The following is a 22,604-nucleotide window of genomic DNA, read 5'->3' as shown; positions in this document are numbered from 1 at the left end:
GAACGTGCATAAACGGATCGTATGCAGAGCTACCCTCTTAGCGCCGTCGGGCCGCTGACAGCAGCGACGGGCTCACCCAGCCGTTCTCGGCCGGGTTGATGGTCACGCCGGGCGGGACGATGGCGTCGACGCGGTCGAGCACGTCGTCGGTGAGCACGACGTCGGCCGCGGCCAGCTGTGACTCCAGGTGGTCCATCGTTCGTGGGCCGATGATCGGGGCGGTGATCGCCGGGTGCCGCAGCACGAACGCGATGGCCAGCTGGATCAGTGTGAGCCCGGCCTCGTCGGCCAGCTGCGACAGCTTCTCGACGGCGTCGAGCTTGCGCTGGTTCTCGGGCAGTGACAGGTCGAAGCGGTTGGCCAGCCGCTGCCGGGCCGGCGACGCCGGGCCGTCCTGCGAGTCCTTGGTGTAGCGCCCGGACAGCCATCCCCCGGCCAGCGGGCTGTAGGGGATGACACCCATGCCGTAGCGCTGCGCGACCGGCAGCACCTCGTTCTCGATATTGCGGACCAGGATGTTGTACGGGGGCTGCTCGGTCACGAAACGTTCGCGCCCCCGCCGCTCGGCCACCCACTGCGCCTCCACGATGGTCGACGGCGGGAACGTGGAATGACCGATGTAGCGGACCTTGCCGTCCCGTACGAGATCGGTCAGCGCGCCCAGCGTCTCGTCCAGGTCGACCGCCGGGTCCCAGCGGTGGATCTGGTAGAGGTCGATCCAGTCGGTGCCGAGCCGCCGCAGCGAGTCCTCGACCTCCCGCACGATCCAGCGCCGCGAGTTGCCCCGGTGGTTGGGGTCGTCGCCCATCGGCATGTGCGCCTTGGTGGCCAGGACGATGTCGTCCCGGCGGCCCTTGAGCGCCTGGCCGACGATGACCTCGGACTCACCGGCCGAGTAGACGTCGGCCGTGTCCACGAAGTTGATGCCGGCGTCGAGCGCGCGGTGAATGACCTTGATGCTCTCGTCGTGGTCCTTGGTGCCCCAGTCACCGAACATCATGGTGCCGAGACAAAGCTTGCTGACCTGTACGCCCGTACGGCCAAGCGGTCGTAGTTCCATGCTCTTCTCCCTGATTACCGTGGTAGCAGCCGCAGAGTCGGCGTGTCGGCCCCGGTCACGCTGCCGACGATCGCCGGCCCGTACCGGTCGTACTTGTCGTGATAGGCCTGGTCGATGCCGTCCTGGCCGCCGGCTTCGGCGAACGTCACGTCGCGCTCCACCCCGCCGGCCCTGATCCGCCCGGCGCCCGCGGCCTTGGCCCGCCGGAACCAGCCGTTGGCGGCGCCGTAAGCGCTGCGGACAAAGATGTCATCGCCCGACCGGACCACCCAGATCGTCACGTACGGCCGCAGACTGCCGTCCGCGCGCACCGAACTGACCTGAAGCTCCTCGGCCTGGCCGATCCGTCGCAGTTCCTCGTCGTTCCATGTCACACATCGATCAAACCCGGGAATGGCGGCGCGAGGGAGTCACTGATGGAACCCCCCTCGCGATGAGCCCGATGACAACCACCAAGGCCACCGCGAGCAGTACGCTGCTGCCGGTCAGGGCCGCCTCGACCCGCCCGGCCAGGGCGCCGCCGCCCGCCACCGTGGTCAGGACCGCCAGCCCGAGCGCGCTGCCGACCTGGTGGAACGTGTTGACCAGCCCGGAGGCGGCCCCGGCGTCGGCCGGACCGGCGCCGGCCAGCCCGGCCGAGGTCATCGGGGCGAACGCCAGCCCCTGACCGGCCCCGATCAGCACCATGGGCAGCGCCACCGCCGTGAGGTAGTCGCTGCCGGCACCGACCCGGCTCAGCCACACCATGCCGGCCAGCGTGACCGCCACGCCCACGATCAGCGCCGGGATCGGCGTGAACCGGTTGACCAGCGTCGCGACCCCGAAGTTGACGGCCGACATGGGCAGGAAGGCGAGGCCGGCCTGCAAGGCGGTGAAGCCGAGTACGCCCTGAAGGTACTGCGCCGTGTAGAAGAAGAACCCGATCATCGCGCCGAGGTAGAGCATCCGCACCAGATAGGCGCCGGTCCGGCGCCGGTCGGCGAACAATCGCAGCGGCATGATCGGCTGCTCGGCCCGGGCCTCGTTGGTCACCAGCACGACCAGCAGCACGACGCCCACCGCCGCCGCCGGCAGTGACGACTCGATGATGCCGAACACCAGCGCGGTCATGCCCAGCGTCGCCGACAGCGCCCCGACCAGGTCGAAGCGTCCCCGGTGACGCTCGGTCTCGCCGATGAACCGCCGGGCCGCGACCACCATGGCGACGCCGATCGGCACGTTGAGGAAGAAACCGGCCCGCCACGACACCAGATCGGCCAGCACCCCGCCGACGACCAGCCCGGCACTGGCTCCGATCCCGGCGACCGCGCTGTAGGCGGCCACCGCCCTGGCCCGCTCGCGTCCCTCGGCAAAGCTTGCGGTGAGCAGCGACAGCGACGACGGCGCCAGGATCGCCGCGCCGACCCCTTGGAAGGCCCGGGCCGCGATCAGCCACCAGTCGTACCGGGCGAGCCCGACCAGCAGCGAAGCCGACGCGAACAGCACCAGCCCGATGATGAACATCCGCCGGCGCCCGGCGAGGTCGCCCGACCTCGCGCCGAGCAGCAGCAGCCCGCCGAAGACCAGCGTGTACGCGTCCTGCACCCAGGTCAGGCCGGTCGGTGAGAGGTCCATCGCCGCCTCGATCCGCGGCAATCCCGTGAAGATGATCGAGTTGTCCAGGATGACCATGAAGTAGCTGAGGCAGATGATCACCAGGATCATCGTGGTGGGGCGGCGCGTGTTGTTCACGTCTCCAGGCAACCGTCCCGCGTCGCCGGCGGGCAGTGACGGCTCTTCCGGGTACTGTCAGACACCCTCAGCAGCCCGGCCGCGGCCACCGCGGTGATGACGCCGCTGGTCAGGAAGACCCCGCTGTAGCCGAGCGGGGTGACGGCGCCCAGGCCGATGAGCGGGCCGGCCGCGACGGCGCCGAGCCGGCGCGTGTTGGCGTACAGGCCGGCGGCCAGGCCCGGACGGGGAACGAGGTCCTGGAACAGGGTCAGCCCGACGCCGGCCACGACGGCGAAGAACCAGGCGTTGAGGATCTGCGCTCCGAGCAGGACCACCGGTCCGCGCGGCACCTGGCCGGCGTCGTCAGCCTCTTCCGCGGCGGCGTCCCGGACCGGGGAACGCAGGGCCAGCGCCAGCGTCAGCACCCCGCAGGCCAGCATCGGGCGAACGTAGTCGCGGCGGCGGTCGGCGTACGCCGGCAGCAGCAACGACGCGACGAAACCGCCCGCGTTGTAGACGGCCAGGGCCCAGCCGACCTCGCCCGCGCCCGCGTCGAAGACCACGACCAGCAGCAACGCCAGCGCCGGGTTCAGGAACGCGAACTGAAATCCCCACAGCAAGGCCGGCACACCGACACGCTAGGTGCGCGCGGGGCGCCGAGGGAGGTAGCGCCAGAACCTCCCAGTGGCACGCCGGGCGACGTAGCGTCGGGGCATGGACCACCGCAGTGAGATCAAGGACTTCCTCACCACGCGCCGCGCCCGCATCACGCCTGAGCAGGCCGGGCTGCCGTCCTACGGGACCAGCCGCCGGGTGCCGGGCCTGCGCCGCGAGGAGGCCGCGATGCTCGCCGGGGTCAGCGTCGACTACTACACGCGGCTGGAGCGGGGAAACCTCTCCGGCGTGTCCGAGAGCGTCCTCGAGTCGCTCGCGCGGGCCTTCCGCCTGGACGACGCCGAGCGTGACCACCTCTACGATCTGGCCCGGCAGGCCAACAAGAGCGCCCGCCCGGCCCGGCGCCGCACCACCCAGCAGCTTCGCCCCGGGGTTCAGCAGCTCCTCGATGCCATGACCGGGGCTCCGGCGTACGTCCGTAACGGCCGCCTGGACATCCTGGGCGCCAACGACCTGGCGCGGGCCGTCTTCTCGCCGGTCTTCGAGGGCCCGCCCAACCTGGCCCGTTTCATCTACCTCGATCCGGCCGCGCAGGACTTCTACCGTGACTGGGAGCAGCTGGCCGAGGACGTGGTGGCTCTGCTGCGCGGCGAGGCGGGCCGGAACCCGTACGACAAAGGCCTGACCGACCTCATCGGCGAGCTCTCCACCCGCAGCGACCAGTTCCGCACCTGGTGGGCCGCCCACGACGTCCGCCAGCACCGCACGGGCGTCAAACGGCTGCGCCATCCGCTGGTGGGCGACCTCGACCTGTCGTACGAGTCGATGCAGTTGACCGCCGACCAGGGCCTGCAGCTGAACGCCTACAGCGCCGAGCCGCACTCCCCGCACCAGGACGCCCTCAACCTGATCGCCAGCTGGTCCGCGACCACAGCAGCAGAACGCCCTCCACGATGAGCGTGAGGACGGTCAGCGCCGCCGCCACCCCGAGCCCCAGCAGGGAGGTCGCTCCGATCCAGGCCGCGATCCCCGGCTCGGAGCCGAACCCGTCGGCCCACTGCTGAACGCCCCCGCTGCTGTCCCCTCCGAAGGCGTCGACCAGGCCGAGGATCAGCCCGGCCACGCAGACCAGCCCGGCCAGCGGACAGAAGTAGAGGCGGAACAGGCGGGTGCTGAACCGCCACGACAACGCCCAGAGCGTCATGATCAGGACCGGCAGGGTCCAGGCGAGCAGGTCCATGAGTCCGTTCCCGTCTCCAGGTGTGCGGCGCCGAGGGTAGTGGGTAAGTGAAAGTGATGGGAGAACCCGTTGGCACGCTGACACCGCTGAGTGAGAGCGACCAGGCCGTGGCCGACCCCGCCCAGGACGTTCGGGGCCGCAAGGTCGTCGACAGTGACGGGGAGCAGGTCGGCACGGTGTCCGATCTGCTCGTGGACACCGGGGCGGGCGCGGTCCGTTTCCTGTGCGTCGAGCACGGCGGGGTGCTGGGTTTCGGCGCGTCGTCGTCGTTCGTCCCGGTGGAGGCGGTGCGCCGGGTCACCGAGGAGGCCGTCGAGGTGTCCTCGGACCGCGACCGGATCGCCGGCGCCCCGAGATACGACCCCGACCTGGTCGACCAGCAGGACTACTACGAGCAGTTGTACGGCCATTACGGCTACCCGCCGTTCTGGGCGCCCGGCTACATGTACCCGGGTTTCCCACTGGGCCGATAGACGTTTCTACCCTTTGAGGCCCGTGTGGGCCAGGCCCTCGATGAACTGTCGTTGGGCGATCACGAACACGATCAGCACCGGTATCGCGGTCATCGACGCCGCCGACAATTGGACGTTCCAGAGCTGGCCCTGATACGGGTCGGTGAACTGGGTCAGCGCCTGCGGCAACGTGAACATCGACTTGCTGGACAGGTAGACGATCGGCTCCAGGTAGAGATTCCAGCTCGTCAGGAACGTGAAGATGGCGACCGCTCCCAGCGCCGGTTTCGCCAGCGGCAGCGCTATCTTGCGGAAGATGGCGGGGCGGCCCAGGCCGTCCATGCGGGCCGCCTCCTCCAATTCGTTCGGCAGGGTGATGAAGAACTGCCTCATGATGAACGTCGCCAGGACGCTGGGCGCCCCGAAGGTGGGCACCAGGATCAGCGGCCAATGCGTGTCGACCAGGCCGAGCGAGTTGAACACGCGGAACAGCGGGACGATCGTCACCTCGCTGGGGATCAGCAGGCCGGTCAGCACGATCAGGAACAGCGCGTTCTGGCCGCGGAAACGGATGCGGGCGAAGGCGTACCCGGCCATCGAAGCGACCACCAGCGTGCCCAGGGTGACCAGGATCGCGATGTAGGCGCTGTTGAAGTACTGCCGCGCGAACGGCTGCATCGTGAACACGTCGTGCCAGGCCGCGAACGACGCGCCGGACGGCCACAGGCCGCGGCCGAAGATCTCCGAGTTCGGCTTCAGCGAGCTCGTCACCATCCACCACGTCGGGAAGACGAACGGCACGCACAGGAGCAGCAGAAGACCGTACAGAAAGGTCCTGGTCTTAAGACTCATGGAAGACCCACCTCTTGCGGAGCTGCCATTGGAGAACGGTCAGCGCGAGGACGATCAGGAACAGCAGAACCGAGAGGGTGGCGCCGTAGCCGAAGGTGTGGAATTGGAAGGCCTGCTGGTAGAGGTAGTAGACGAGCACCGTGGTCGACGTGCCCGGGCCGCCCTCGGTGAGCACCGCGACCTGCGCGAACACCTGCAGCGAGCCGACCACCGTGATGATCGAGGTGAGCAGGATGGTCGGGCTGATCAGCGGCAGGGTGATGCGCCGGAAAATGGTCCAGCGGCCGGCGCCGTCGGTGCGCGCCGCCTCGTACAAGTCCTGCGGAACGCCTTGCAGGGCGGCCAGGAAAAGCACCATGTTGAGCCCGACGTTCTTGAGCACCTGCACGACGATGACCGCGGCCATCGCCGTGCCGCCCGAGCGCAGCCAGTTGGGCCCGTCGATGCCGACGGCGTTCAGGAACGAGTTGACGCCGCCGTTGTCCTGCAGCATGAACCGCCACACGATCGTCCACGCGACCAGCGACACCACCACCGGCGAGAAGAAGATGACCCGGAAGACGGTCGTTCCCCGCAACTTCTGATTCAGCAGCACGGCCAACAGCAGCGCCACACTCAGATTGACGACCACGAGGCCGGCCGAGAAGAACAGCGTGGCCCGCAGCACCGACGGCACATTCGGGTCGTCCAGAAGCTGCTGGTAATTGCCGGCGCCGGTGAAGGTGAACGTGTTCGCCAGCACGTTCCACTCGTGCAGGCTGTACCAGAAGACCAGCACCAGGGGCACGATCACGAAGGCGATCGTGCCCACCAGCTGTGGGGCGATGAAAAGGTACGCGGTGAGCTTGTCCCGCCGGCGCAGCGACCAGAACGGTGCTGTCATTTCGCCAGCATCGGCTGGATCGCGGCGCACACGCCCTTCAGCACGGCCGGCACATCGGCGTCCGGCTTCCAGAGCGGATCGAGCGCCGATCGTACGGCCTGACTGATTTTGGCGTTGTCGGCGTGATTCGGCTTGACCACGCCGCCGGAGATGCCGTCGATGACCACGTCCTGCAATTGCTGCTTGCTCAGCAGCGGGTTCGATTTGGCCAGGGTGTCGGCGGTGAGTTGCGGGGTGCGCGGCGGCGGGAAGAACTGGGCGAGCTTGGCCGAGTTGGCGTCGTTGGTGAAGAACTTCAGGAAGTCCTTGGCCGCGTCCACGTGCTTGCCCTGTTTGAGCGCGCCCACGCCGCCCTGGCCGATGACCGAGTACGTGCCCTGGGGACCGGCCGGCAACGGCACGAGATCCCACTTGAACTTGGCGTCCTTGAGCAGCGAGGCCCGCGAGATCTGGGTGATGGTCATGGCCGACTCGCCGGCGAAGAAGTCGGCCGCGACGCCCGGGCCCGGAATGGCCTTCTTGTCGAAGATGGCCTGGTGGATGAAGGTCATCGCGTCGGTCATCGGCGGCTGGTCGAAGCCGCAGGTCTTGCCGTCCTCGCTCCAGGCCGAGGCGCCCCAGCCGTTGAAGATCGGCGCCAGGTTCGTCCAGTCCTTGTAGTCGAAATCGCGCGGGACCAAGCCCTGCGTCTTGGTGGCGGAGGCGGTCGCCGCGGCCACCGCGATCGCGGTGTCCCACGTCCATTCGGCGCCGGCCGGCAGCTTCTGGCCGGCCTTCTTCAGCAGGTCGGTGTTGACGAAGACGCCGAACGGCGAGGTGGAGAACGGGTACGCGATGAGTTTGCCGTCCTGCTTCCACAGGGCGGTGGCGCTCGGCGCGAGCTCGGACGGGTTCTCGATCGCGTCGTCCAGCGGGGCCAGCGCGCCCGAGGAGACGAAGTCGGGAGCCGCGCCCTCCAGGATCCAGGCCAGGTCGGGCGCGTTGCCGCCGGCGATCTGGGTGGTGACCGTCGTGGTGTACGACTCGACGGGCAGCGCGTCGAACGACACGGTGACGTCCGGGTGGGACTGCGTGTATTCGGCCGCGATCTCGGTGAACAGTTTGACGTGGGCCTCGTTGGCCGACCACGTCGTCATCCGCAACGTGACCGGGCCGCCGGATCCGGAGTCGCCGCCACCGCAGGCCGCGGTCGCGCCGAGCAGGGCTATCGCGGCGATGGCCGCCCTCATCCTCATGGGGGTGTCCTCTCAGTAGCCGCTGACGTCGGGCCAGCGCAGCTCGACGCCGTCGGAGACAAGTCGTTCCTGGAATCCGGCCAACAGGGCCGGGGTGTGCCGGACCGCGCGCGGCGTGCACCCGCGGTCGAGGCAGTACGCGGCGAGCGCGCCCGCCACCTCGCCGGCGTTCCACTCGACCGGGTGCAGCCGGTGTGAGCCGTTGGTGATGTGTGTGGTGCCGATGTTCTTGCCGCCGGGCAGCAGGTTCTCGACCCGCTGCGGGAGGAGCGCTCCGAGCGGGATCTCGAACGGGCAGGACGCCACGTCGATGTAGTTGTCGCCGCCGGTCGACGGGTGCAGGTCGATGCGGTACATGCCGATCCCGATGGAGTCGGCGTGCGACACGGCGCCCTGTCCGCCGCGCACGGCGAGTGACAGGTCCTGCTCGACGATGGTGTATTCGGCGCGGATCCGGCGGCCTTCGCGGATGTACGGTGCCATCGCGAGCCCGTCGGCGCCGCCGGTCACGTCGCCGCGCAGCCGCAGACCGGGGAACCCGGTTCCGCCGTCCGCCCGTGGGGCCTCGGTCTGAAGCCAATACAGCACGGAGTACGACAACTCGCGCGCGCTGGCGAGGTGCTTCTCCGCGTCCGGGGCGTCCACGATGGGCGCCTCGAAGTAGTCGATCATCGGCCAGTTGACCAGGCAGATGTCGCTGTCGTAGGCACCCTCGGCGAAGTTGCGCCGCGCGGCGATGCGCCGGAACGTCCACAGGTTGCCGTCGCCCGGGTTCACCCGTTGGTCGGCCCGCACGAGCCACGGGTCGTCACCCGGGTTGGGGGTGAAGCCGCGGGTCGACAGTTCGAGGGTGCGCGGGTTCGGCGTCTGCCAGGACAGCATCCTGGCGCCCCAGAACGACGGCTGGTAGTCGCGCCAGAACTCGTACGCCTCCGGGCGGTCGATGGTGTGGTCGCCGTCCACGTGGTCGATGGCGAAGCAGACCGAGAAGGCCTGCATGTTCCGCGGATCGGCGACCGAAGGCGCGCTGGGCTCGCCGGTCTCGGCCTGCGACTCGAAGCCGGTGACGTATTCGGTGCCGGTCAGCGGCAACAGCTCGCCGGTCTCGGTCGCGTCCACGATGTACGGCCCGGTCAGCACCACGTCCTCGTCCTGGGCCCGCACGGTCACCGAGGTCACGCGATCGCCGCCGGTCTCCGCCGCCACCGGCACGGCCGGCTGCAGGACCTTCAAGAGACCGGAGCTCCGGTACGGGGCCAGCATGCCCTCGAGCACAGCGACGGCCACCCGCGGCTCGTGGCAGAGCCGGCTCACGTGCCCGGCGCCCGGATTGAGCCAGCGCTCGCCCCGCGCCCTTGGGGTCAGCGGATAGTGCTCGCGGTAGTAGGCCCGGATGCCGTCGCGCAGCGCCCGGTAGCTCGCGGTCACCCCGAACTGCTCGACCCAGCTGTGCTCGTCCGGCGGCACGGCCTGGCTGGTGAGCTGGCCGCCCAGCCACGCGTACTCCTCGGTCAGCACCACCGACCGCCCGGCGCGCAGCGCGGCCAGCGCGGCCGCGACCCCGCCGAGGCCGCCACCGATGACGACGACGTCCGCGTTCAGCTCACGCACGGGCCACCGCCAGGGTCGCGCCGGCCACCGGCTCGCACGGCAGGATCCGCTGGTTCGCGCCGTCCGTACGGCCCTCCACGAGGCCGGACAGCACCTCGACGGCCTGCCAGCCCATCTCCCGCCGGGGGATGCGGAAGCCGGTGAAGTCGATGTCCGTCGCGGCCGGGCGGGTCGGGTCGCCCAGCGCCACGAACGACAGGTCCCCCGGCACGCTCAGGCCGCGCTCGGCGGCCCGCTGGGCCAGCGCGACCCCGTCGGCGAATTCCTCCACGAACACACAGGTCCTCTCGTCGCTGATGATGCGGTCCAGATCGGCCGCGGGCAGGTGACGGCCGTCGGCGCCGGTCTCGGCCACGGCCTCGGTGAAGCCGCGCATGCGGTCGGCGTGCGACTCGGGGCCGGTGGACCCCTCGCCCACGTACACCAGTCGCCGATGGCCGAGGGCCACGGCGTCGCGCACCTGCCGCGCGGTCGCGCCCGGATAGTCGGCGCCCACGTACGGCACCGGGCCGCCGGCGTCGTCGCGGCGGCCGACGCTGACGAACGGCAGCCCCTCGGCCAGCAGCCGGGCCAGCTCGGCCGGGTCGAGCCACTGGCCGAGCAGGATGCAGCCGTCGGCCAGCCGCAGCCGGTTGTCGTTCTGGAATATGCGCCGGCGGCCGTCGACCACGGCCGCGCTGGTGAACAGCAGCAGGTCGCAGCCGAGCCGTTCGGCGCACTCCTCGATGCCGACCAGGAACGGGTGGTAGAAGTCGCCCATCCCGGCCGGGAACACCGGCTCGTAGGTGAAGACGCCCAGGATGCGGTTGTGCCGGTCGGCCAGGCGCCGCGCGATCGGGTCGGCCACGTATCCGGTGGTGCGGATGGCCTGGAGCACCCGCTCCCGGGTCTCCGGCGCGATGCGGACCCCGGTGTCCTCGCGCCCGTTCAGCACGATCGACACCGTGGCCTGGCTGACGCCGGTCATCCGGGCGATGTCCTGCTGGGTCACACGTCTGGCCACCGTTGAAGCCCCTCTTGCAGCAGTGATACGCATTAGTTACGGGCGGATCACATCGTGGGGCGTCGCTTCGACGTGGGTCAAGATGATAATAGGTATAATCATCGAAGTTATTCGTATTATCATCTTGACCGGCTCTCGTAACACTGCCGAAACTTCGACGCATGGTCGACCGTCGAACCCTGCTCGCCGCCACGCCCCTCGTGGCCGCCGCGCCGCTCCTCGGCGCCTCCCCCGCCCACGCCGCCCCGACGCTTCCTCCACACGAGCCGTACTTCCACGAGTTCCCGCCCGCGGAACAGCGTTTCGCGCCCTATCTGGCCACGCTGCCGGCCCTGGTAAACGACATCGACGACACCGGGCATTTCGGTGGCGGCTGGTGGCGTACGCCGAGCGGGCCCACGAACGCACGGGTGCAGGAACACGTGTTCACGCTGAGCTGGTTCCTCGCGAACGGCCGGCCGTGGAACCCGTACCACCGCAATCGGGTTTTGCTTGATGCCCTGGACGTCACGCTCGGGCACTATCTCCGTCTCCAGCACGACGACGGGTCGTTCCCGGAGTACAGCGCCACCGAGCACGGCTTGGCCCCGACCGGCTTCGGCATCGGTTATCTGGCGAAGACGCTGCGCCAGATGCGCCGGGCCGGAGTGCTCCCGGGACGCCGTTCGGCCGTGGAGGCCGCGCTGCGCAAGGCGATGCGCTGGCTGCTCGACCCGGCCAACAGCATCTGGGAGACACCGGTGCACTACGCGAACCAGGTCATGGCCGGGCTGGCCGGCTCGGCGAACGCGCTGACCCTGATCAACGATCCGGCGCTGCGACGGCGCCTGAGCGACCGCGTGCTCTACCTGGCACGGCACGGGCAGAGCCCGGCCGGGTTCTTCTACGAGCCGACCGGCATGGACGTGAACTACAACTTCGAGGTGATGCTGCCCGAACTGGCCGACTACTACCGGGTGACCGGCAGCCCGGTGGCGGCGGCGATGGCGGCGAGGTTCGCCGACTGGTTCGGCCACCTGATGCTGCGGGAGCCGGACGGCAGCGGCTGGCTGACGTACTACGCGGTGTCGGCCCGCACCGCCGCCTCCGACTACGACGACGTCATCGACGACCGGGACCGGCAGACGCTCGGGTCGTCGTTCATCCGCCCGGTGCCGTCGCTGGCCGCGTTCTACATATCGCGCGAGGACAAGGCCCGGCTCCGCGCCGAGTGGACGGCGAGGCCCGGCACGGTACCGGCGCTGGCCAAGCAGGACACGTCGCCGCGCATCATCACCCACGCCCTGTACGCCGAGCAGCTCCCGTCGGCGGCGGCGAAGCGGGCCGCGATCGCCCGCCTGCCGTACCTGCGTACGCGGCGCTTCTGGGAGCTGCGCCGCGATCCGGTGGTGGGGCAGGACTATCTGTTCGTCCGCAGGCCGGGCTACTACGCGGGCGCGTTCTTCGGGAAGCGCCCGTCGACAACGGTGAAGGGCGGACCCGGCTTCTTCTGGCATCCGGCGGCGGGCACAGTGATCCACGCGCAGCAGACCACAACGGGTTGCTGGGCGACGGTCCCGGCGGGCGGAACCCCGGACGCGGCCGGCGACCTGATCGCCACATACGGCCAGGACAGGGTCGACTACAGCACCCCGGACGCCAGGGTGAGAACAACATTGAGGTTCACCGACAGAGCATTGCGGCGTACGGTCAACGCGAGCACCGAGGCCACGGAGCAGATCCCGCTGGTGTTGCGGCCGACCGACACGGTGGCGTTCACGGACGGAACGGCCGCCCTGTACAACCGGACGGTGAGCACCACAGCGGACGGCCTGGTGCTGCGCCGAGCGGGCGCCACAATCACGATCCGATGGGGCACAGCCCGCCAGGTCACGTTGTCGACGTCGACCCGCACCTACTTGGCCGACGGCACACGCCGCGTCCACGTGCTGCGCATCCCCCACGAGGGCGCGATCGACGTGACGGTCGCCGTGTCCTGATCGTCAGAATCTCACCATGCGGATCGACGGCACGCTCTTCTCGCGCCGGGCCGAGCCGTCGGCGGCGAAGCCGTGTTTGCGGTAGAAGGCCTGCGCACGCGGATTGGGGTCGGCCACCCAGAGGGCGGCCGGCCGCGCCGGGTCGATGACGGCGTCCAGCAGTGCCCGGCCGGCGCCCGTCCCGTGGTGGGCGGCCAGCACGTAGAGAACGTACAACTGCTGTTCCCAGGCGGCGTCGGGGTCGAGCGGCGGCCCCGACATGGCGATGCCGATCAGGTGGCCGTCACATTCGGCGACGGCCACGCGATTGGCCCGGAAGCGTTCGCCGGTCAGCGCGGCGGCCCAGAACGCTTCCCGGGCCGCCGTCAGATCCGGATCGTCGAGGGCCGCGTCCGGTATGAGCCCGCGATAGGTCTCCTGCCAGGAGCGGACGTTGACACGCGCCATCCGGCCCGCGTCCCCGACCCGGGCGGGACGAACCGTCGGCGAAGCGCCCACCATGACATCGTAGAAGTGCAGTCACGTGTCACGGCGTGCCGTTCGCCAACGCCCCCACGGCTCACGTGGTGTGGCACTCCTCCATAAGAGGGCGAGTGACTATGTGCGAATCGGCCATGGGGCCGGGGTGAGCGGGGTGGGTAGGTTCGAACCCATGACGACGACTGGGGTGGTCGGGCTCGACCTTCAGGGGCGTACCGCGATGGTCACCGGTGGCGGCAGCGGGATCGGGCGGGCTTGCGCTCTTCGTCTCGCGGCCGCCGGGGCGTACGTCATGGTCGTCGATCTTGATCGTGTGGCCGCGGAGAAGGTGGCGGCCGAGATCGGCGGTGAGCCCGTAGCCGTCGATCTGGGCGATACGGGCGCGGTCGACGGGTTGCGGGCGGACGTGGACGTGCTGGTCAACAACGCGGGCCTGCAGCATGTGGCGCCGCTGCCCGAGTTCCCGCCGGAGCGGTTCGCGTACCTGCAGACCGTGATGGTCGAGGCGCCGTTCCGGCTGGTGAGGCGGGTGCTGCCGCACATGTACGGCCGGGGTTGGGGCCGCGTCGTCAACATCTCGTCGGTGCACGGGTTGATCGCGTCGCCGTTCAAGGCCGCGTACGTGACGGCGAAGCACGCCCTGGAGGGCCTGTCGAAGACGGTCGCGCTGGAGGGCGCCACCCACGGTGTCACGTCGAATTGTGTGAGCCCGGCCTTCGTACGCACCCCGCTCGTCGACAAGCAGATCGCCGACCAGGCGAAACAGCACGGCATCTCGGAGGACGAGGTGATCGGCCAGGTGATGCTGGACCGGGCGGCGATCAAGAGGCTGGTCGAGCCGGAGGAGGTCGCGGAGACGGTGGCGTTCCTCTGCACCCCCGCCGCCGACATGATCACGGGCGCCTCGATCCCGCTCGACGGCGGCTGGACCGCACACTGAGCATGCTGGACTTCTTCGACTTGCTGGCCCGCGAGGCCGCTCCCGCCGAGTTCGAGCAGCCCATCATCGCGGCGAGGACGGCCGGCGCCTCCCCGTCCGAACTCGCCGACTTGGAGCAGGCAAAACTCAAAGCTCTTCGGGTACGGGCGATGCTCGAGCGCCGCCGCCGTCGCGAGGAGGAGCTTTCGGCCCTGTACGACACGGCCAGCGACCTGGCCGGCCTACGGGATGTGGACGCGGTCCTGCGAGCGATCGTCCACCGGGCACGAACGCTCCTGAACGCCGACGTCTCGTACATGACCCTGAACGACACAAGCCGCGGCGACACGTACATGCGCATCACCGACGGCTCGGTCGCCGCGAGCTTCCAGAGCTTGCGGTTGGCCCCCGGCGCCGGCCTGGGCGGTTTGGTGGCCTTGAGGGGCACTCCGTACGTGACGGCGAACTACGCGAGCGACGCCCGCTTCGAACACACCTCCGACATCGACAAGGGCGTAGGTGACGAGGGCCTGGTAGCCATCCTGGGCGTACCCCTGAAATCAGGCGCCGAGGTCATAGGCGTCCTGTTCGCCGCGAACCGAACGGAGCGCCCGTTCGCCCGCGAGGAGGTGGCCCTGCTGGTCTCGCTGGCCGCCCACGCCGCGATAGCCATCGACGCCGCCCGCCTGCTGACGGAAACCCGCACCGCCTTGGCCCACCTGTCGACAGCCAACGAGGCGGTGGAGCGAGCCGCAGCCGCCCACGACCGCCTGACAACGTTGGTCCTCCGGGGCGGCGGCGTAGAGGACGTGGCCCACGACTTGGTGGACGTCCTCGACGGCACCCTCCTGGTCTTGGACACCACCGGCCGCCGCTTGGCCGCCGCCCCGCCGACCTTGACATCACCGGACCCGGACTTGGTCACCGAGGCCGTCGCCGCTTCCCGCGCCGAGGGCCGAAGCGTGCAGCGCGGCCCTCTGTACGTAGCGGCCGTGGTCGCGGGCACCGACGACCTGGGAGCGCTGGTCTTCCAACCAGCACACCCGTTGTCCGAGGCCGACCAGCGAACCTTGGAGCGGGCCGCACAGATCACGGCCCTGCTGCTCCTGTTCCGCCGAACGGTCGCCGAGGCCGAGGCCCAGGTACGCGACGAACTACTGGACGACCTCATCAGCCACCCATCCCGAGACCCGGCGGCCCTGCATTCCCGAGCCGCCCGCCTGGGCGTGAACCTGGACGCTCCCCACGTAGTCGTCGTAGCCGACGGCACCCAGATCACCTCTTGGTCCCGCACGTTCGCCGCCACCCGCGGGGGCCTGGCCATGACTCGCGAGGGCCGGACAACTTTGCTGCTCCCCGGCACAGACCCAGGCCAAGCCGCACGAACGGTAGCCAAGGAAGCCCACCGCGAACTAGGCCGCCCCGTAACCGCCGGCGCCGCCGGCCCAGTCGCCGCCCGCGCCGCCAGCCCTGGCACCACCGGCGCCCCCGGCCCAGTCGCCGCCCGCGCCGCCAGCGGTGGCACCACCAGCGCCGCCCGCCCGGTCACCACCAGCGCCGCCCGCCCGGTTGCGGCCGGCGCCGCCCGCCCGGTTACGGCCGGCGCCGCCGAACCCGCGACTGCTGGCTCCGCCAGCTCTCGCGCGGAGCCTGTCACCGTCGCGTCGGCTCACCGTGAAGCCGAGCGCTGCGCCCGCGCGCTCGCCGCGCTCGGCCGCACCGGCGCGGGCGCGAGCGCCGCCGAACTCGGCTACGTCGGCCTGCTCCTCGGCGACGGTCAAGGGCAGGACGTCCTCGGCTTCGTGGCGAGCACGCTAGGCCCGGTAATCGACTACGACGACAAGCGCGGTACAGCCCTGATGCAGACCCTGGAGGCCTACTTCGCCGCCGGCGGCAGCCTCGCCCGCGCGGCCGAGGAGCTGCACGTCCACGTGAACACCGTCAGTCAGCGACTCGACCGCGTCACGCAGCTGCTCGGCGCCGGTTGGCAGGACCCGGATCGCTCCCTCGACTTGCGTCTGGCCCTGCGCCTGCACCGGCTGAGCATGTAGGACGGCAACACAGCAGCCCCGAAGGCTATGGGCGCCACAGCCATGGGATCCCGACCACTCCCCGGCATATCGTCACCTGACGATGTGGCCCCGATCACAGTCAGGAGTGGCCCTCATGCCGACTCTCACCGCCCCTCGAACGCCCCTGGTGAAGGTGGTCTTCGCCAGCCTGGTCGGCACCGCCGTCGAGTGGTACGACTTCTTCCTGTACGGCTCCGCCGCCGCCCTGGTCTTCGGCACGCTGTTCTTCCCGTCCTCCGATCCGGCCACCGCGACCCTGCTCGCGTTCGGCACGTACGCGCTCGGTTTCGTCGCCCGCCCGCTCGGCGGCATCGTCTTCGGCCACTTCGGCGACCGGGTGGGCCGCAAGAAGATGCTGGTCGTCTCGCTGATGACGATGGGCCTCGCGACCATCGCGATCGGCTTGCTACCGACGTACGCCACCATCGGCGTGGCCGCTCCGATCCTGCTGCTCGTATGTCGCCTCGCGCAGGGCTTCGCGGTCGGCGGCGAGTGGGGCGGCGCGGTGCTGATGGCCGCCGAGCACGGTGACGACAAGCGCCGCGGTCTGTGGACGTCGTGGCCGCAGGCCGGCGTGGCCCTCGGCAACCTGCTGGCCACGGGTGTGCTCTGGGTGCTCGCCGCGGTGCAGTCCGACGAGGCGTTCAACGCTTGGGGCTGGCGCATTCCGTTCCTCCTCAGTGCCGTGCTGGTTCTGGTCGGTCTCTGGGTGCGGTTGTCCGTCGAGGAGTCACCGCTGTTCCAGTCGGCTCGCGAGCGCCTCACCGAGCGGCATCAGCCGCTGCTCGAGGTGGTGCGCCGCTACCCGCGCGAGGTCCTGGTCGCGATGGGCATGCGCCTGGCCGAGAACATCTCCTACTACCTGTTCACGGTCATCTCCATCACCTTCCTCACGACGTACGCCGGCGAGAAGTCGGACCGGGACATGATCCTGCAAGCCCTCCTGATCGGCTCGGTCGTGCAGTTCGTGGTGATCCCCGTGGTCGGCGCGTTCTCCGACCGGATAGGCCGGCGCCCGCTCTACCTCGTTGGCGCCGTCGGCGTCGCGGTGTGGTCGTTCTTCTTCTTCGACCTCGTCGGTAGTCGCTCCGAGGGCCTGATCACGCTCGCGGTGGTCGTCGGGCTGGTTCTGCACGCCCTCATGTACGCCCCGCAGGCCGCGTTCTTCTCGGAGCTCTTCGGCACATCGGTCCGCTACACGGGCGCCTCGGTCGGCTACCAGCTCGCCTCGATCTTCGCCGGCGCGCTGGCCCCGATCATCGCCGTCCGCCTGCTCGGCAGCACCGACAACCCGAACACCACCGCCGTGGCCATCTACATGACGATCGCCTCCGTCCTCACCGTCATCTCCGTCCTGGTCACTCGCGAGACCGCCCGTTCCTCACTGAGCCACGACCGCGTCGCCCCCTCCCCCGCTGACTCTCCGAGCAATGCCCCCGCCGTCAAGTAGGACTCAGCCAGGCATTTCGAGGGCCGCGACAATCTCGCCGACGCGGGTGGTCGCGGCCCGCGTCATTCGTCCAGCACCCCAGCCGCCGGCCTCCCATCGCGATGTCGAGAGGCAACCACCAGCCCCGACTCATAGGCGGCGATGACCAATTGGGCTCGGTCACGCGCGTGCAGCTTGGCCAGTAGCCGGGTGATGTGCGTCTTCACCGTGGCCGCGCCGAGCCGAAGACGGTCCGCGATCTCGGCGTTGGACATGCCACCCGCGATCAGCAGCAGCACCTCACGCTCCCGATCGGTGACATGGTCCAGCCCGGCAACCGGCTGGTCGGGCTCGGCCACAGGGCTGCCGGCCGCGTACCGCGCGATCAGGCTGCGCGTGACCGCCGAAGCGGGCAGCGCGTCCCCCGCCGCAACGGCGCGGATCGCGGCGATCAGATCGTTCGGCGCCACATCTTTGAGCAGAAAGCCGCTGGCCCCCGCACGTAGCGCCGTGAAGACGTACACATCGAAGTCGAACGTCGTCAGAATCAGCACTCGTGTGCGCGGCGTCCGCGGATCGCCGCTGATCATCCGGGTCGCCTGAATGCCGTCGACCTCCGGCATCCGAATGTCCATGAGCACGACGTCGGGTTGCTCCCGCCGAGCCAGTTCAACCGCTTCCGCTCCGTTGCCGGCCTCCCCCACTACCTCGAGCCCGGGCGTCAGCTCGATCAGCAACCGAAAGCTCGCTCGCAGGAGCTCCTGGTCGTCCGCGATCAACACCCGCACAGTCGCGGCCGCGTCACCGTCGAATTCCTCGGCGTTCACCGTGGACCTCCGTACGGAAGAGTGGCGACCACCTCGAAGCCGCCGGCCTTACGCGGGCCCGCGGTGAAGCTGCCGCCATACGCGGCGACCCGCTCGCGCATACCAGCGAGCCCCATGCCGTCCTCGGCCGGAGCGGGCCGCCGGATGCCGTCATCGGCGATCTCTATCCGGAGCTGACCGTCGGATGCGGCAACGTCCACGCGGCACTTCGCCGGAGCCGCGTGCTTCACGACATTCGTGAGCGACTCCTGCACGATCCGATAAGCAGCAAGCACCACACCTTCCGGCGCGTCCTCGCCGCCGCGCACGGCCAAACTGACCACCACCCCGGCCGAAGCCGCCCGATCGGCCAAATGAGAAAGGTCGGCGAGCGCCGGTGGCGCGGCGAACTCCGGTTCGGTCCGCAGTTCACCGACCGATCGGCGTAGTTCCTCGAGGGCCTGCTTGCTGGTCGCCTCGATCACCGCCAGCGCCGCCGGCAACTCCTCGGGACGCTGCTGGGCCACGTGGTTGGCAATGGACGCCTTGACCGCGATGAGGCTCAGGCTGTGACCGATGATGTCGTGCATCTCCCGGGCGATGCGCAGCCGCTCGTCGAAAACCGCCCGCTCGGTCGCCCGGACGACGGCCAGCTCCGCCTGGCGGCGGCGCTGGCGCAGTGCCCAGCCGAGTGCCCAGCTCGCCGCGCAGATCAGTGCCGCGAACACGGTCCCGGCCAGACCCGGCCCGTCCGCCGAGATGTCGGCCGCCACCGTTCCGATCAGCAAAATCCCGGTCGACACCGACGCGGTCATGATGCTCCGGCGACCGCCGACATAGAGGCCGACGGCGAAAAGCATGACGGCCAGAGCGAACAGTGGACCGGTGGAAGCGAAGTCGGGCACGATGCCGAACGCCAGCGCGCCGCCCGCGGTCACGCCCACGACGAGCGTGCCGCCGACCGTCCAGCGCTGATTGACCAGCAGCGGCACGCTGAGCAGGGTCGCGGTCAGAAAGGTCAGCCAGGGCGGCTCGTGGTAGCTGCCGTCCTCGGCGGCCGCGTACAAGCAGGTCAGCCAGACGGCTGCTGCGAGCGCGACATCCATCAATCGGCGAAGAATCACGCGACCGACATTATCGACCGCGGACGCCGGCCGCGTCAGACCACGGGTTGACAGACCTCGGTCTGACGACAACGCCACCCAGGTGCCCGATCGTCGTCGCATGACAGTCTTCCTGCGCGAGCTACGCAAGACTTATGAGGCCACGGCGGGGACCGTGACGGCGCTCGACGGCGTGACGATCGGGTTCGAGAGATCCACCTTTACCGCGATCATGGGTCCGTCCGGCTCGGGCAAGTCCACTCTGCTGCATTGCGCCGCCGGTCTGGAGCAGTCCACGTCGGGCACGGTCACCATCGACGGCACGGTGCTGGGCGAGCTCGGCGGCAACGCGCTCACCCGGTTCCGGCGCGACCGCATCGGGTTCGTGTTCCAGGACTTCAACCTCGTCTCCTCGCTGACCGCCGCGCAGAACGTCGCGCTGCCGGTGCGGCTGGCGGGCCGCCGGGCCGATGCCGCCGCGGTGATGGCGGCGCTGGACGGGGTCGGCCTGGCCGACCGGGCGACGCACCGCCCCAGCGAGCTGTCGGGCGGCCAGCAGCAGCGGGTCGCGATCGCCCGGGCGTTGTTCGCCAAGCCGGCCGTCGTGTTCGCCGACGAGCCGACCGGCGCCCTCGACAAGGCGACCTCCCATCAGATCCTGACTTTGATGAGACGCATGGTCGACGAGCACGAGCGCACGATCGTGCTCGTCACCCACGACCCGGTGGCCGCCGCGGTCGCCGACCGGGTCCTGCTTCTGGTCGACGGCCAGGTCACCGATGAGCTGGCCGGAGCCGACGCGGCCGCCGTGGCTGACCGGATGACGGCCATGGAGCGGTCGTGGTGACCCGCGCTCCGGCCCGCCGGGACCGGTCAGGCGGTTCCTCAGCCGGCCTGGGCGGCGATCGGAGAGGCACGTTCCTCGCGGTTCTGCTGGGCACGACCATCGTCACCACCTTCCTGCTTCTGCTGACGTCAGGTCAGCCCCGGGTTCCCGATCGACTGGCCGACTTCGCCGTGGTGGTCACCAGCCCGCCGGCCGACAACCGGCCCGACGAGTTCGCCGAGCCGGTCCCCTGGTCCGCGACGGCCGCGCAGTCCCTCGTGGAGCAGCTCCGCTCGGTGCCCGGTGTCGACAAGGTGGCCGTCGACCGCCGCTTCTACGCCCAGCCGGTGCTCGACGGTCAGCCGGTCGCCGACAGCACGGCGGGACACGCATGGCTCGGCGAGAGCCCGCCGCACCCGGGCGAGGTGTTCGTCGACAAATCACTCGGCGTTGCGGTCGGCGGCCCGCTCACCGTGCTGACCGCCACAGGGCCGCAGATGTGGCGGGTCAGTGGCCATACCGGCTGGCGCGGCGTCTACTTCTCCGAACAGGACGCGGCGCGGCTGGGTCCCGGCGTACGGGCCATCGGAGTGTCCGGCACCGCCTCAGCTGACGCCGTGCGCGCCGCGGTCGGCGCCACGGGCGTCGTGTCGACCGGCGACGCGCGGGGCATCGCCGAGCCGCGCTCCGACGCCCGCACCCGCTGGATCGGCATGCAGATCCTCACCGCGACCACCGCGCTGGCCGGGTTCGCCTGCGTCTTTCTCATAGCGTCGACCTCGGCGTACGCGGTCGATCAGCGCCGCCGCGAGATCGGCCTGCTCCGCGCGGTCGGCGCGACCCCGCGCCAGGTCCGTTCGATGCTGCATCGATCGGCGCTGCTGCTGGGCGCCCGCGCCGCACCCTTCGGCGTTGTGCTCGGTGGTCTCGCCGCGATCGTCCTGAGCGGGTTCCTGGTCGGCGCCGGGCTCGAACCGCACGGGTACACCGTGCGCTGGCAACCGTGGGTGCTTGTGGCGGGGTTCGCCGCCGGCCCCTTGATCTCGCTGATGGGCGCGGCCTTGGCCGCGCGGCGGGCGGCCAAGATCAGCCCGATCGAGGCGCTGCGGGTCGCGGCGGCGGAGCCCCGGGCCATGGGCCGGAGCCGTTGGGTCACCGGCCTGCTTGCGGCCGCCGGCGCGGTGGGGGCGGGAATCGCTGCCGCGAGCGCCGCCGACATGCGGGACGTGGGCACGTACGCCCTGCTCGGCGCCATGGCTCTGGTCGCGGCGGCAGCGCTGCTCGCGCCGGCGGTCATCCCTGCGCTGATCCGCCTCCTGCTCGGCCCGTGGACCGGCATCACGGCCGTGCTCGCCAGGGAGAGCGCTCGCGCGGCCGTACGCCGGACCGCTTCCACCGCCGCGCCCGTCTTGTTCACCGTGGCGTTCGCCGTCTTCGTGACGGGTACCGCCCAGACCTCGACCGCCGCCTGGGAGACCCGCCGCGCCAACAATGTGGCCACCGAGTCGGTGCTCGTCCCGGACGGCACCCCCGGCCTGCCGGACAGCACCGCGGACCGAGCCCCGCTCGACACAACGGTCTACCTCCAGCACAAGGCAGTGTCGGTGAGCGGGGCCGATACGGTCGCCGAGGGCACCGCGCTGGTCTCCGCGGAGGCTGCCGGTCGCTACGGGTCTTCCGTGTCGCTCACATTCGCCGACGGCGAGCGCGCGACGCTGCGCGTGGCTGGAACGGCGCCGCCGGGTCCGCTCGCCGCCGACCTCGTCCTGGGCCGGGACACCGTACGAAAGCACGATCCCTCGGCGCTGGCGCCCGGCGCCTATCCGGTGCCGGCGGGGCCGGTCCCGGTCGGCGCCAAGGCGGCAAGCCCGGGTGAGCTCGCCCGTCAAGCCGACGCCGAGGACGACCGGCTCGTCCGCGTGTTCACCATGCTGCTGCTCGCCGTCTCGGCCGGCGCCGGCGCCCTCGCGGTGGCCAACACGTTGCTGATGACGGCCCGCCGCCGTGGACCGGACCACCGGGTGCTCCGGCTCGCCGGTGCCTCACGCGGTCAGGTGCTCGGTGCCGTCACCCTGGAGACGACCTTGGTCGTCGCCATCGGCTCGCTCCTCGGCGGTGCCGCCGGCCTGCTCGCGATAGCCGGGTCGGCCCGTTCGCTGGGCGCTCAGATCGGCGGCCACGTTCCCATCTCGATCTCCTGGCCGGCGGTCTCCGCCTCCATCGCCTGCTGTCTGGCTCTTGCCTTGGCCGCCGCGCTGTGGAGACCGGCGACCTCTACCCGGAATGGCCGACGGTGAATGCGGCAGCGTCAAGCCGTGGCGGGGAG

General features: G+C 70.3%; 21 protein-coding genes. 8 read left to right on the top strand and 13 right to left on the bottom strand.

What is annotated here, in order from left to right:
• Positions 1-37: 37 nt before the first annotated feature.
• The 4 genes from ACFY36_RS05825 to ACFY36_RS05810 are packed head-to-tail and all read right to left on the bottom strand — an operon-like array spanning position 38 to position 3,402.
• The gene (locus ACFY36_RS05825; RefSeq protein WP_499744736.1) at positions 38-1,060 is read right to left on the bottom strand and encodes an aldo/keto reductase; all 1,023 of its coding nucleotides are present in this window, start codon (positions 1,058-1,060) and stop codon (positions 38-40) included.
• 14 nt (positions 1,061-1,074) lie between these two features.
• The gene (locus ACFY36_RS05820) at positions 1,075-1,434 is read right to left on the bottom strand and encodes a DUF2255 family protein (protein ID WP_499744735.1); all 360 of its coding nucleotides are present in this window, start codon (positions 1,432-1,434) and stop codon (positions 1,075-1,077) included.
• Positions 1,435-1,441: 7 nt separating this feature from the next.
• Positions 1,442-2,791, bottom strand: coding sequence for an MFS transporter (locus tag ACFY36_RS05815; RefSeq protein ID WP_499744734.1), 1,350 nt, complete (start codon positions 2,789-2,791; stop codon positions 1,442-1,444).
• Positions 2,788-3,402: an MFS transporter gene (locus tag ACFY36_RS05810; RefSeq protein WP_499744733.1), complete on the bottom strand. Its 615-nt coding sequence runs from the start codon at positions 3,400-3,402 to the stop codon at positions 2,788-2,790. The genes ACFY36_RS05815 and ACFY36_RS05810 overlap by 4 nt, the downstream gene beginning before the upstream one ends.
• A gap of 85 nt (positions 3,403-3,487) precedes the next feature.
• Between ACFY36_RS05810 and ACFY36_RS05805 the strand changes: the two genes are divergently transcribed.
• Positions 3,488-4,345, top strand: coding sequence for a helix-turn-helix transcriptional regulator (locus tag ACFY36_RS05805; protein ID WP_499744732.1), 858 nt, complete (start codon positions 3,488-3,490; stop codon positions 4,343-4,345).
• Here the strand turns inward: ACFY36_RS05805 and ACFY36_RS05800 are convergent.
• Positions 4,290-4,628, bottom strand: coding sequence for a hypothetical protein (locus ACFY36_RS05800; RefSeq protein WP_499744731.1), 339 nt, complete (start codon positions 4,626-4,628; stop codon positions 4,290-4,292). The genes ACFY36_RS05805 and ACFY36_RS05800 overlap by 56 nt on opposite strands.
• Before the next feature lie 56 nt (positions 4,629-4,684).
• Here ACFY36_RS05800 and ACFY36_RS05795 point away from each other — a divergent pair, with 56 nt between their 5' ends.
• Positions 4,685-5,101 (top strand): PRC-barrel domain-containing protein, encoded by a 417-nt coding sequence (locus tag ACFY36_RS05795; RefSeq protein ID WP_499744730.1) that lies wholly within the window; start codon positions 4,685-4,687, stop codon positions 5,099-5,101.
• A 6-nt stretch (positions 5,102-5,107) separates the two neighbouring features.
• Here the strand turns inward: ACFY36_RS05795 and ACFY36_RS05790 are convergent, their stop codons facing one another.
• Genes ACFY36_RS05790 through ACFY36_RS05770 form a run of 5 tightly spaced genes read right to left on the bottom strand, consistent with a single transcriptional unit; the run spans position 5,108 to position 10,664 of the window.
• Complete coding sequence (locus ACFY36_RS05790; protein WP_499744729.1) at positions 5,108-5,932, bottom strand: carbohydrate ABC transporter permease; 825 nt, start codon at positions 5,930-5,932, stop codon at positions 5,108-5,110.
• Positions 5,922-6,815 (bottom strand): carbohydrate ABC transporter permease, encoded by an 894-nt coding sequence (locus ACFY36_RS05785; RefSeq protein ID WP_499744728.1) that lies wholly within the window; start codon positions 6,813-6,815, stop codon positions 5,922-5,924. Before ACFY36_RS05785 ends, ACFY36_RS05790 begins: the two co-directional genes overlap by 11 nt.
• On the bottom strand, positions 6,812-8,050 hold the full coding sequence (locus ACFY36_RS05780) for an ABC transporter substrate-binding protein (RefSeq protein ID WP_499744727.1): 1,239 nt from the start codon (positions 8,048-8,050) through the stop codon (positions 6,812-6,814). Before ACFY36_RS05780 ends, ACFY36_RS05785 begins: the two co-directional genes overlap by 4 nt.
• 12 nt (positions 8,051-8,062) lie before the next feature.
• Entirely contained in the window at positions 8,063-9,661 is a 1,599-nt protein-coding gene (locus tag ACFY36_RS05775; protein WP_499744726.1) for an FAD-dependent oxidoreductase, read from the bottom strand.
• Positions 9,654-10,664, bottom strand: a complete 1,011-nt coding sequence (locus ACFY36_RS05770; protein ID WP_499744725.1) for a LacI family DNA-binding transcriptional regulator — start codon at positions 10,662-10,664, stop codon at positions 9,654-9,656. Before ACFY36_RS05770 ends, ACFY36_RS05775 begins: the two co-directional genes overlap by 8 nt.
• Before the next feature lie 161 nt (positions 10,665-10,825).
• Between ACFY36_RS05770 and ACFY36_RS05765 the strand changes: the two genes are divergently transcribed.
• On the top strand, positions 10,826-12,643 hold the full coding sequence (locus tag ACFY36_RS05765; protein ID WP_499744724.1) for a hypothetical protein: 1,818 nt from the start codon (positions 10,826-10,828) through the stop codon (positions 12,641-12,643).
• Positions 12,644-12,646: 3 nt separating this feature from the next.
• Here the strand turns inward: ACFY36_RS05765 and ACFY36_RS05760 are convergent, their stop codons facing one another.
• Positions 12,647-13,090, bottom strand: coding sequence for a GNAT family N-acetyltransferase (locus ACFY36_RS05760; RefSeq protein ID WP_499744723.1), 444 nt, complete (start codon positions 13,088-13,090; stop codon positions 12,647-12,649).
• Between the two features lie 205 nt (positions 13,091-13,295).
• Here ACFY36_RS05760 and ACFY36_RS05755 point away from each other — a divergent pair, with 205 nt between their 5' ends.
• The 3 genes from ACFY36_RS05755 to ACFY36_RS05745 all read left to right on the top strand — a co-directional run bounded on the left by ACFY36_RS05755 (position 13,296) and on the right by ACFY36_RS05745 (position 17,564).
• Positions 13,296-14,063, top strand: a complete 768-nt coding sequence (locus tag ACFY36_RS05755) for a 3-hydroxybutyrate dehydrogenase (RefSeq protein WP_499744722.1) — start codon at positions 13,296-13,298, stop codon at positions 14,061-14,063.
• Between the two features lie 2 nt (positions 14,064-14,065).
• Positions 14,066-16,093, top strand: a complete 2,028-nt coding sequence (locus ACFY36_RS05750) for a helix-turn-helix domain-containing protein (protein WP_499744721.1) — start codon at positions 14,066-14,068, stop codon at positions 16,091-16,093.
• 115 nt (positions 16,094-16,208) lie between these two features.
• Positions 16,209-17,564 carry an MFS transporter gene (locus tag ACFY36_RS05745; RefSeq protein ID WP_499744720.1) on the top strand — a complete coding sequence of 452 codons (1,356 nt, stop codon included), beginning with the start codon at positions 16,209-16,211 and terminating at the stop codon, positions 17,562-17,564.
• Positions 17,565-17,626: 62 nt separating this feature from the next.
• Here the strand turns inward: ACFY36_RS05745 and ACFY36_RS05740 are convergent, their stop codons facing one another.
• Positions 17,627-18,370, bottom strand: coding sequence for a response regulator transcription factor (locus tag ACFY36_RS05740; RefSeq protein ID WP_499744719.1), 744 nt, complete (start codon positions 18,368-18,370; stop codon positions 17,627-17,629).
• Positions 18,367-19,602 (bottom strand): sensor histidine kinase, encoded by a 1,236-nt coding sequence (locus ACFY36_RS05735; RefSeq protein ID WP_499744718.1) that lies wholly within the window; start codon positions 19,600-19,602, stop codon positions 18,367-18,369. The genes ACFY36_RS05740 and ACFY36_RS05735 overlap by 4 nt, the downstream gene beginning before the upstream one ends.
• On the opposite strand from ACFY36_RS05735, the gene ACFY36_RS05730 reads away from it, so the two are divergent.
• Both ACFY36_RS05730 and ACFY36_RS05725 read left to right on the top strand, forming a co-directional pair.
• The gene (locus ACFY36_RS05730; RefSeq protein ID WP_499744717.1) at positions 19,574-20,299 is read left to right on the top strand and encodes an ABC transporter ATP-binding protein; all 726 of its coding nucleotides are present in this window, start codon (positions 19,574-19,576) and stop codon (positions 20,297-20,299) included. The two genes, ACFY36_RS05735 and ACFY36_RS05730, sit on opposite strands and share 29 nt — an antisense overlap.
• Positions 20,293-22,575, top strand: a complete 2,283-nt coding sequence (locus ACFY36_RS05725; protein WP_499744716.1) for an ABC transporter permease — start codon at positions 20,293-20,295, stop codon at positions 22,573-22,575. The genes ACFY36_RS05730 and ACFY36_RS05725 overlap by 7 nt, the downstream gene beginning before the upstream one ends.
• The last annotated feature ends 29 nt before the right edge of the window (positions 22,576-22,604 follow it).

It is taken from the genome of Actinoplanes sp. NPDC000266 (assembly GCF_042899005.1).
Taxonomy (GTDB): domain Bacteria; phylum Actinomycetota; class Actinomycetes; order Mycobacteriales; family Micromonosporaceae; genus Actinoplanes.
This window is presented reverse-complemented; position numbering and strand designations above follow the sequence as displayed.

Excerpts from the sequence above, each read along its gene's own strand:
- ACFY36_RS05825 (WP_499744736.1), bottom strand. The coding sequence starts at position 1,060 with ATGGAACTACGACCGCTTGGCCGTACGGGCGTACAGGTCAGCAAGCTT.
- ACFY36_RS05805 (WP_499744732.1), top strand. The coding sequence starts at position 3,488 with ATGGACCACCGCAGTGAGATCAAGGACTTCCTCACCACGCGCCGCGCC.
- ACFY36_RS05800 (WP_499744731.1), bottom strand. The coding sequence starts at position 4,628 with ATGGACCTGCTCGCCTGGACCCTGCCGGTCCTGATCATGACGCTCTGG.
- ACFY36_RS05795 (WP_499744730.1), top strand. The coding sequence starts at position 4,685 with ATGGGAGAACCCGTTGGCACGCTGACACCGCTGAGTGAGAGCGACCAG.
- ACFY36_RS05790 (WP_499744729.1), bottom strand. The coding sequence starts at position 5,932 with ATGAGTCTTAAGACCAGGACCTTTCTGTACGGTCTTCTGCTGCTCCTG.
- ACFY36_RS05785 (WP_499744728.1), bottom strand. The coding sequence starts at position 6,815 with ATGACAGCACCGTTCTGGTCGCTGCGCCGGCGGGACAAGCTCACCGCG.
- ACFY36_RS05780 (WP_499744727.1), bottom strand. The coding sequence starts at position 8,050 with ATGAGGATGAGGGCGGCCATCGCCGCGATAGCCCTGCTCGGCGCGACC.
- ACFY36_RS05765 (WP_499744724.1), top strand. The coding sequence starts at position 10,826 with ATGGTCGACCGTCGAACCCTGCTCGCCGCCACGCCCCTCGTGGCCGCC.
- ACFY36_RS05760 (WP_499744723.1), bottom strand. The coding sequence starts at position 13,090 with ATGGCGCGTGTCAACGTCCGCTCCTGGCAGGAGACCTATCGCGGGCTC.
- ACFY36_RS05755 (WP_499744722.1), top strand. The coding sequence starts at position 13,296 with ATGACGACGACTGGGGTGGTCGGGCTCGACCTTCAGGGGCGTACCGCG.
- ACFY36_RS05750 (WP_499744721.1), top strand. The coding sequence starts at position 14,066 with ATGCTGGACTTCTTCGACTTGCTGGCCCGCGAGGCCGCTCCCGCCGAG.
- ACFY36_RS05745 (WP_499744720.1), top strand. The coding sequence starts at position 16,209 with ATGCCGACTCTCACCGCCCCTCGAACGCCCCTGGTGAAGGTGGTCTTC.
- ACFY36_RS05730 (WP_499744717.1), top strand. The coding sequence starts at position 19,574 with ATGACAGTCTTCCTGCGCGAGCTACGCAAGACTTATGAGGCCACGGCG.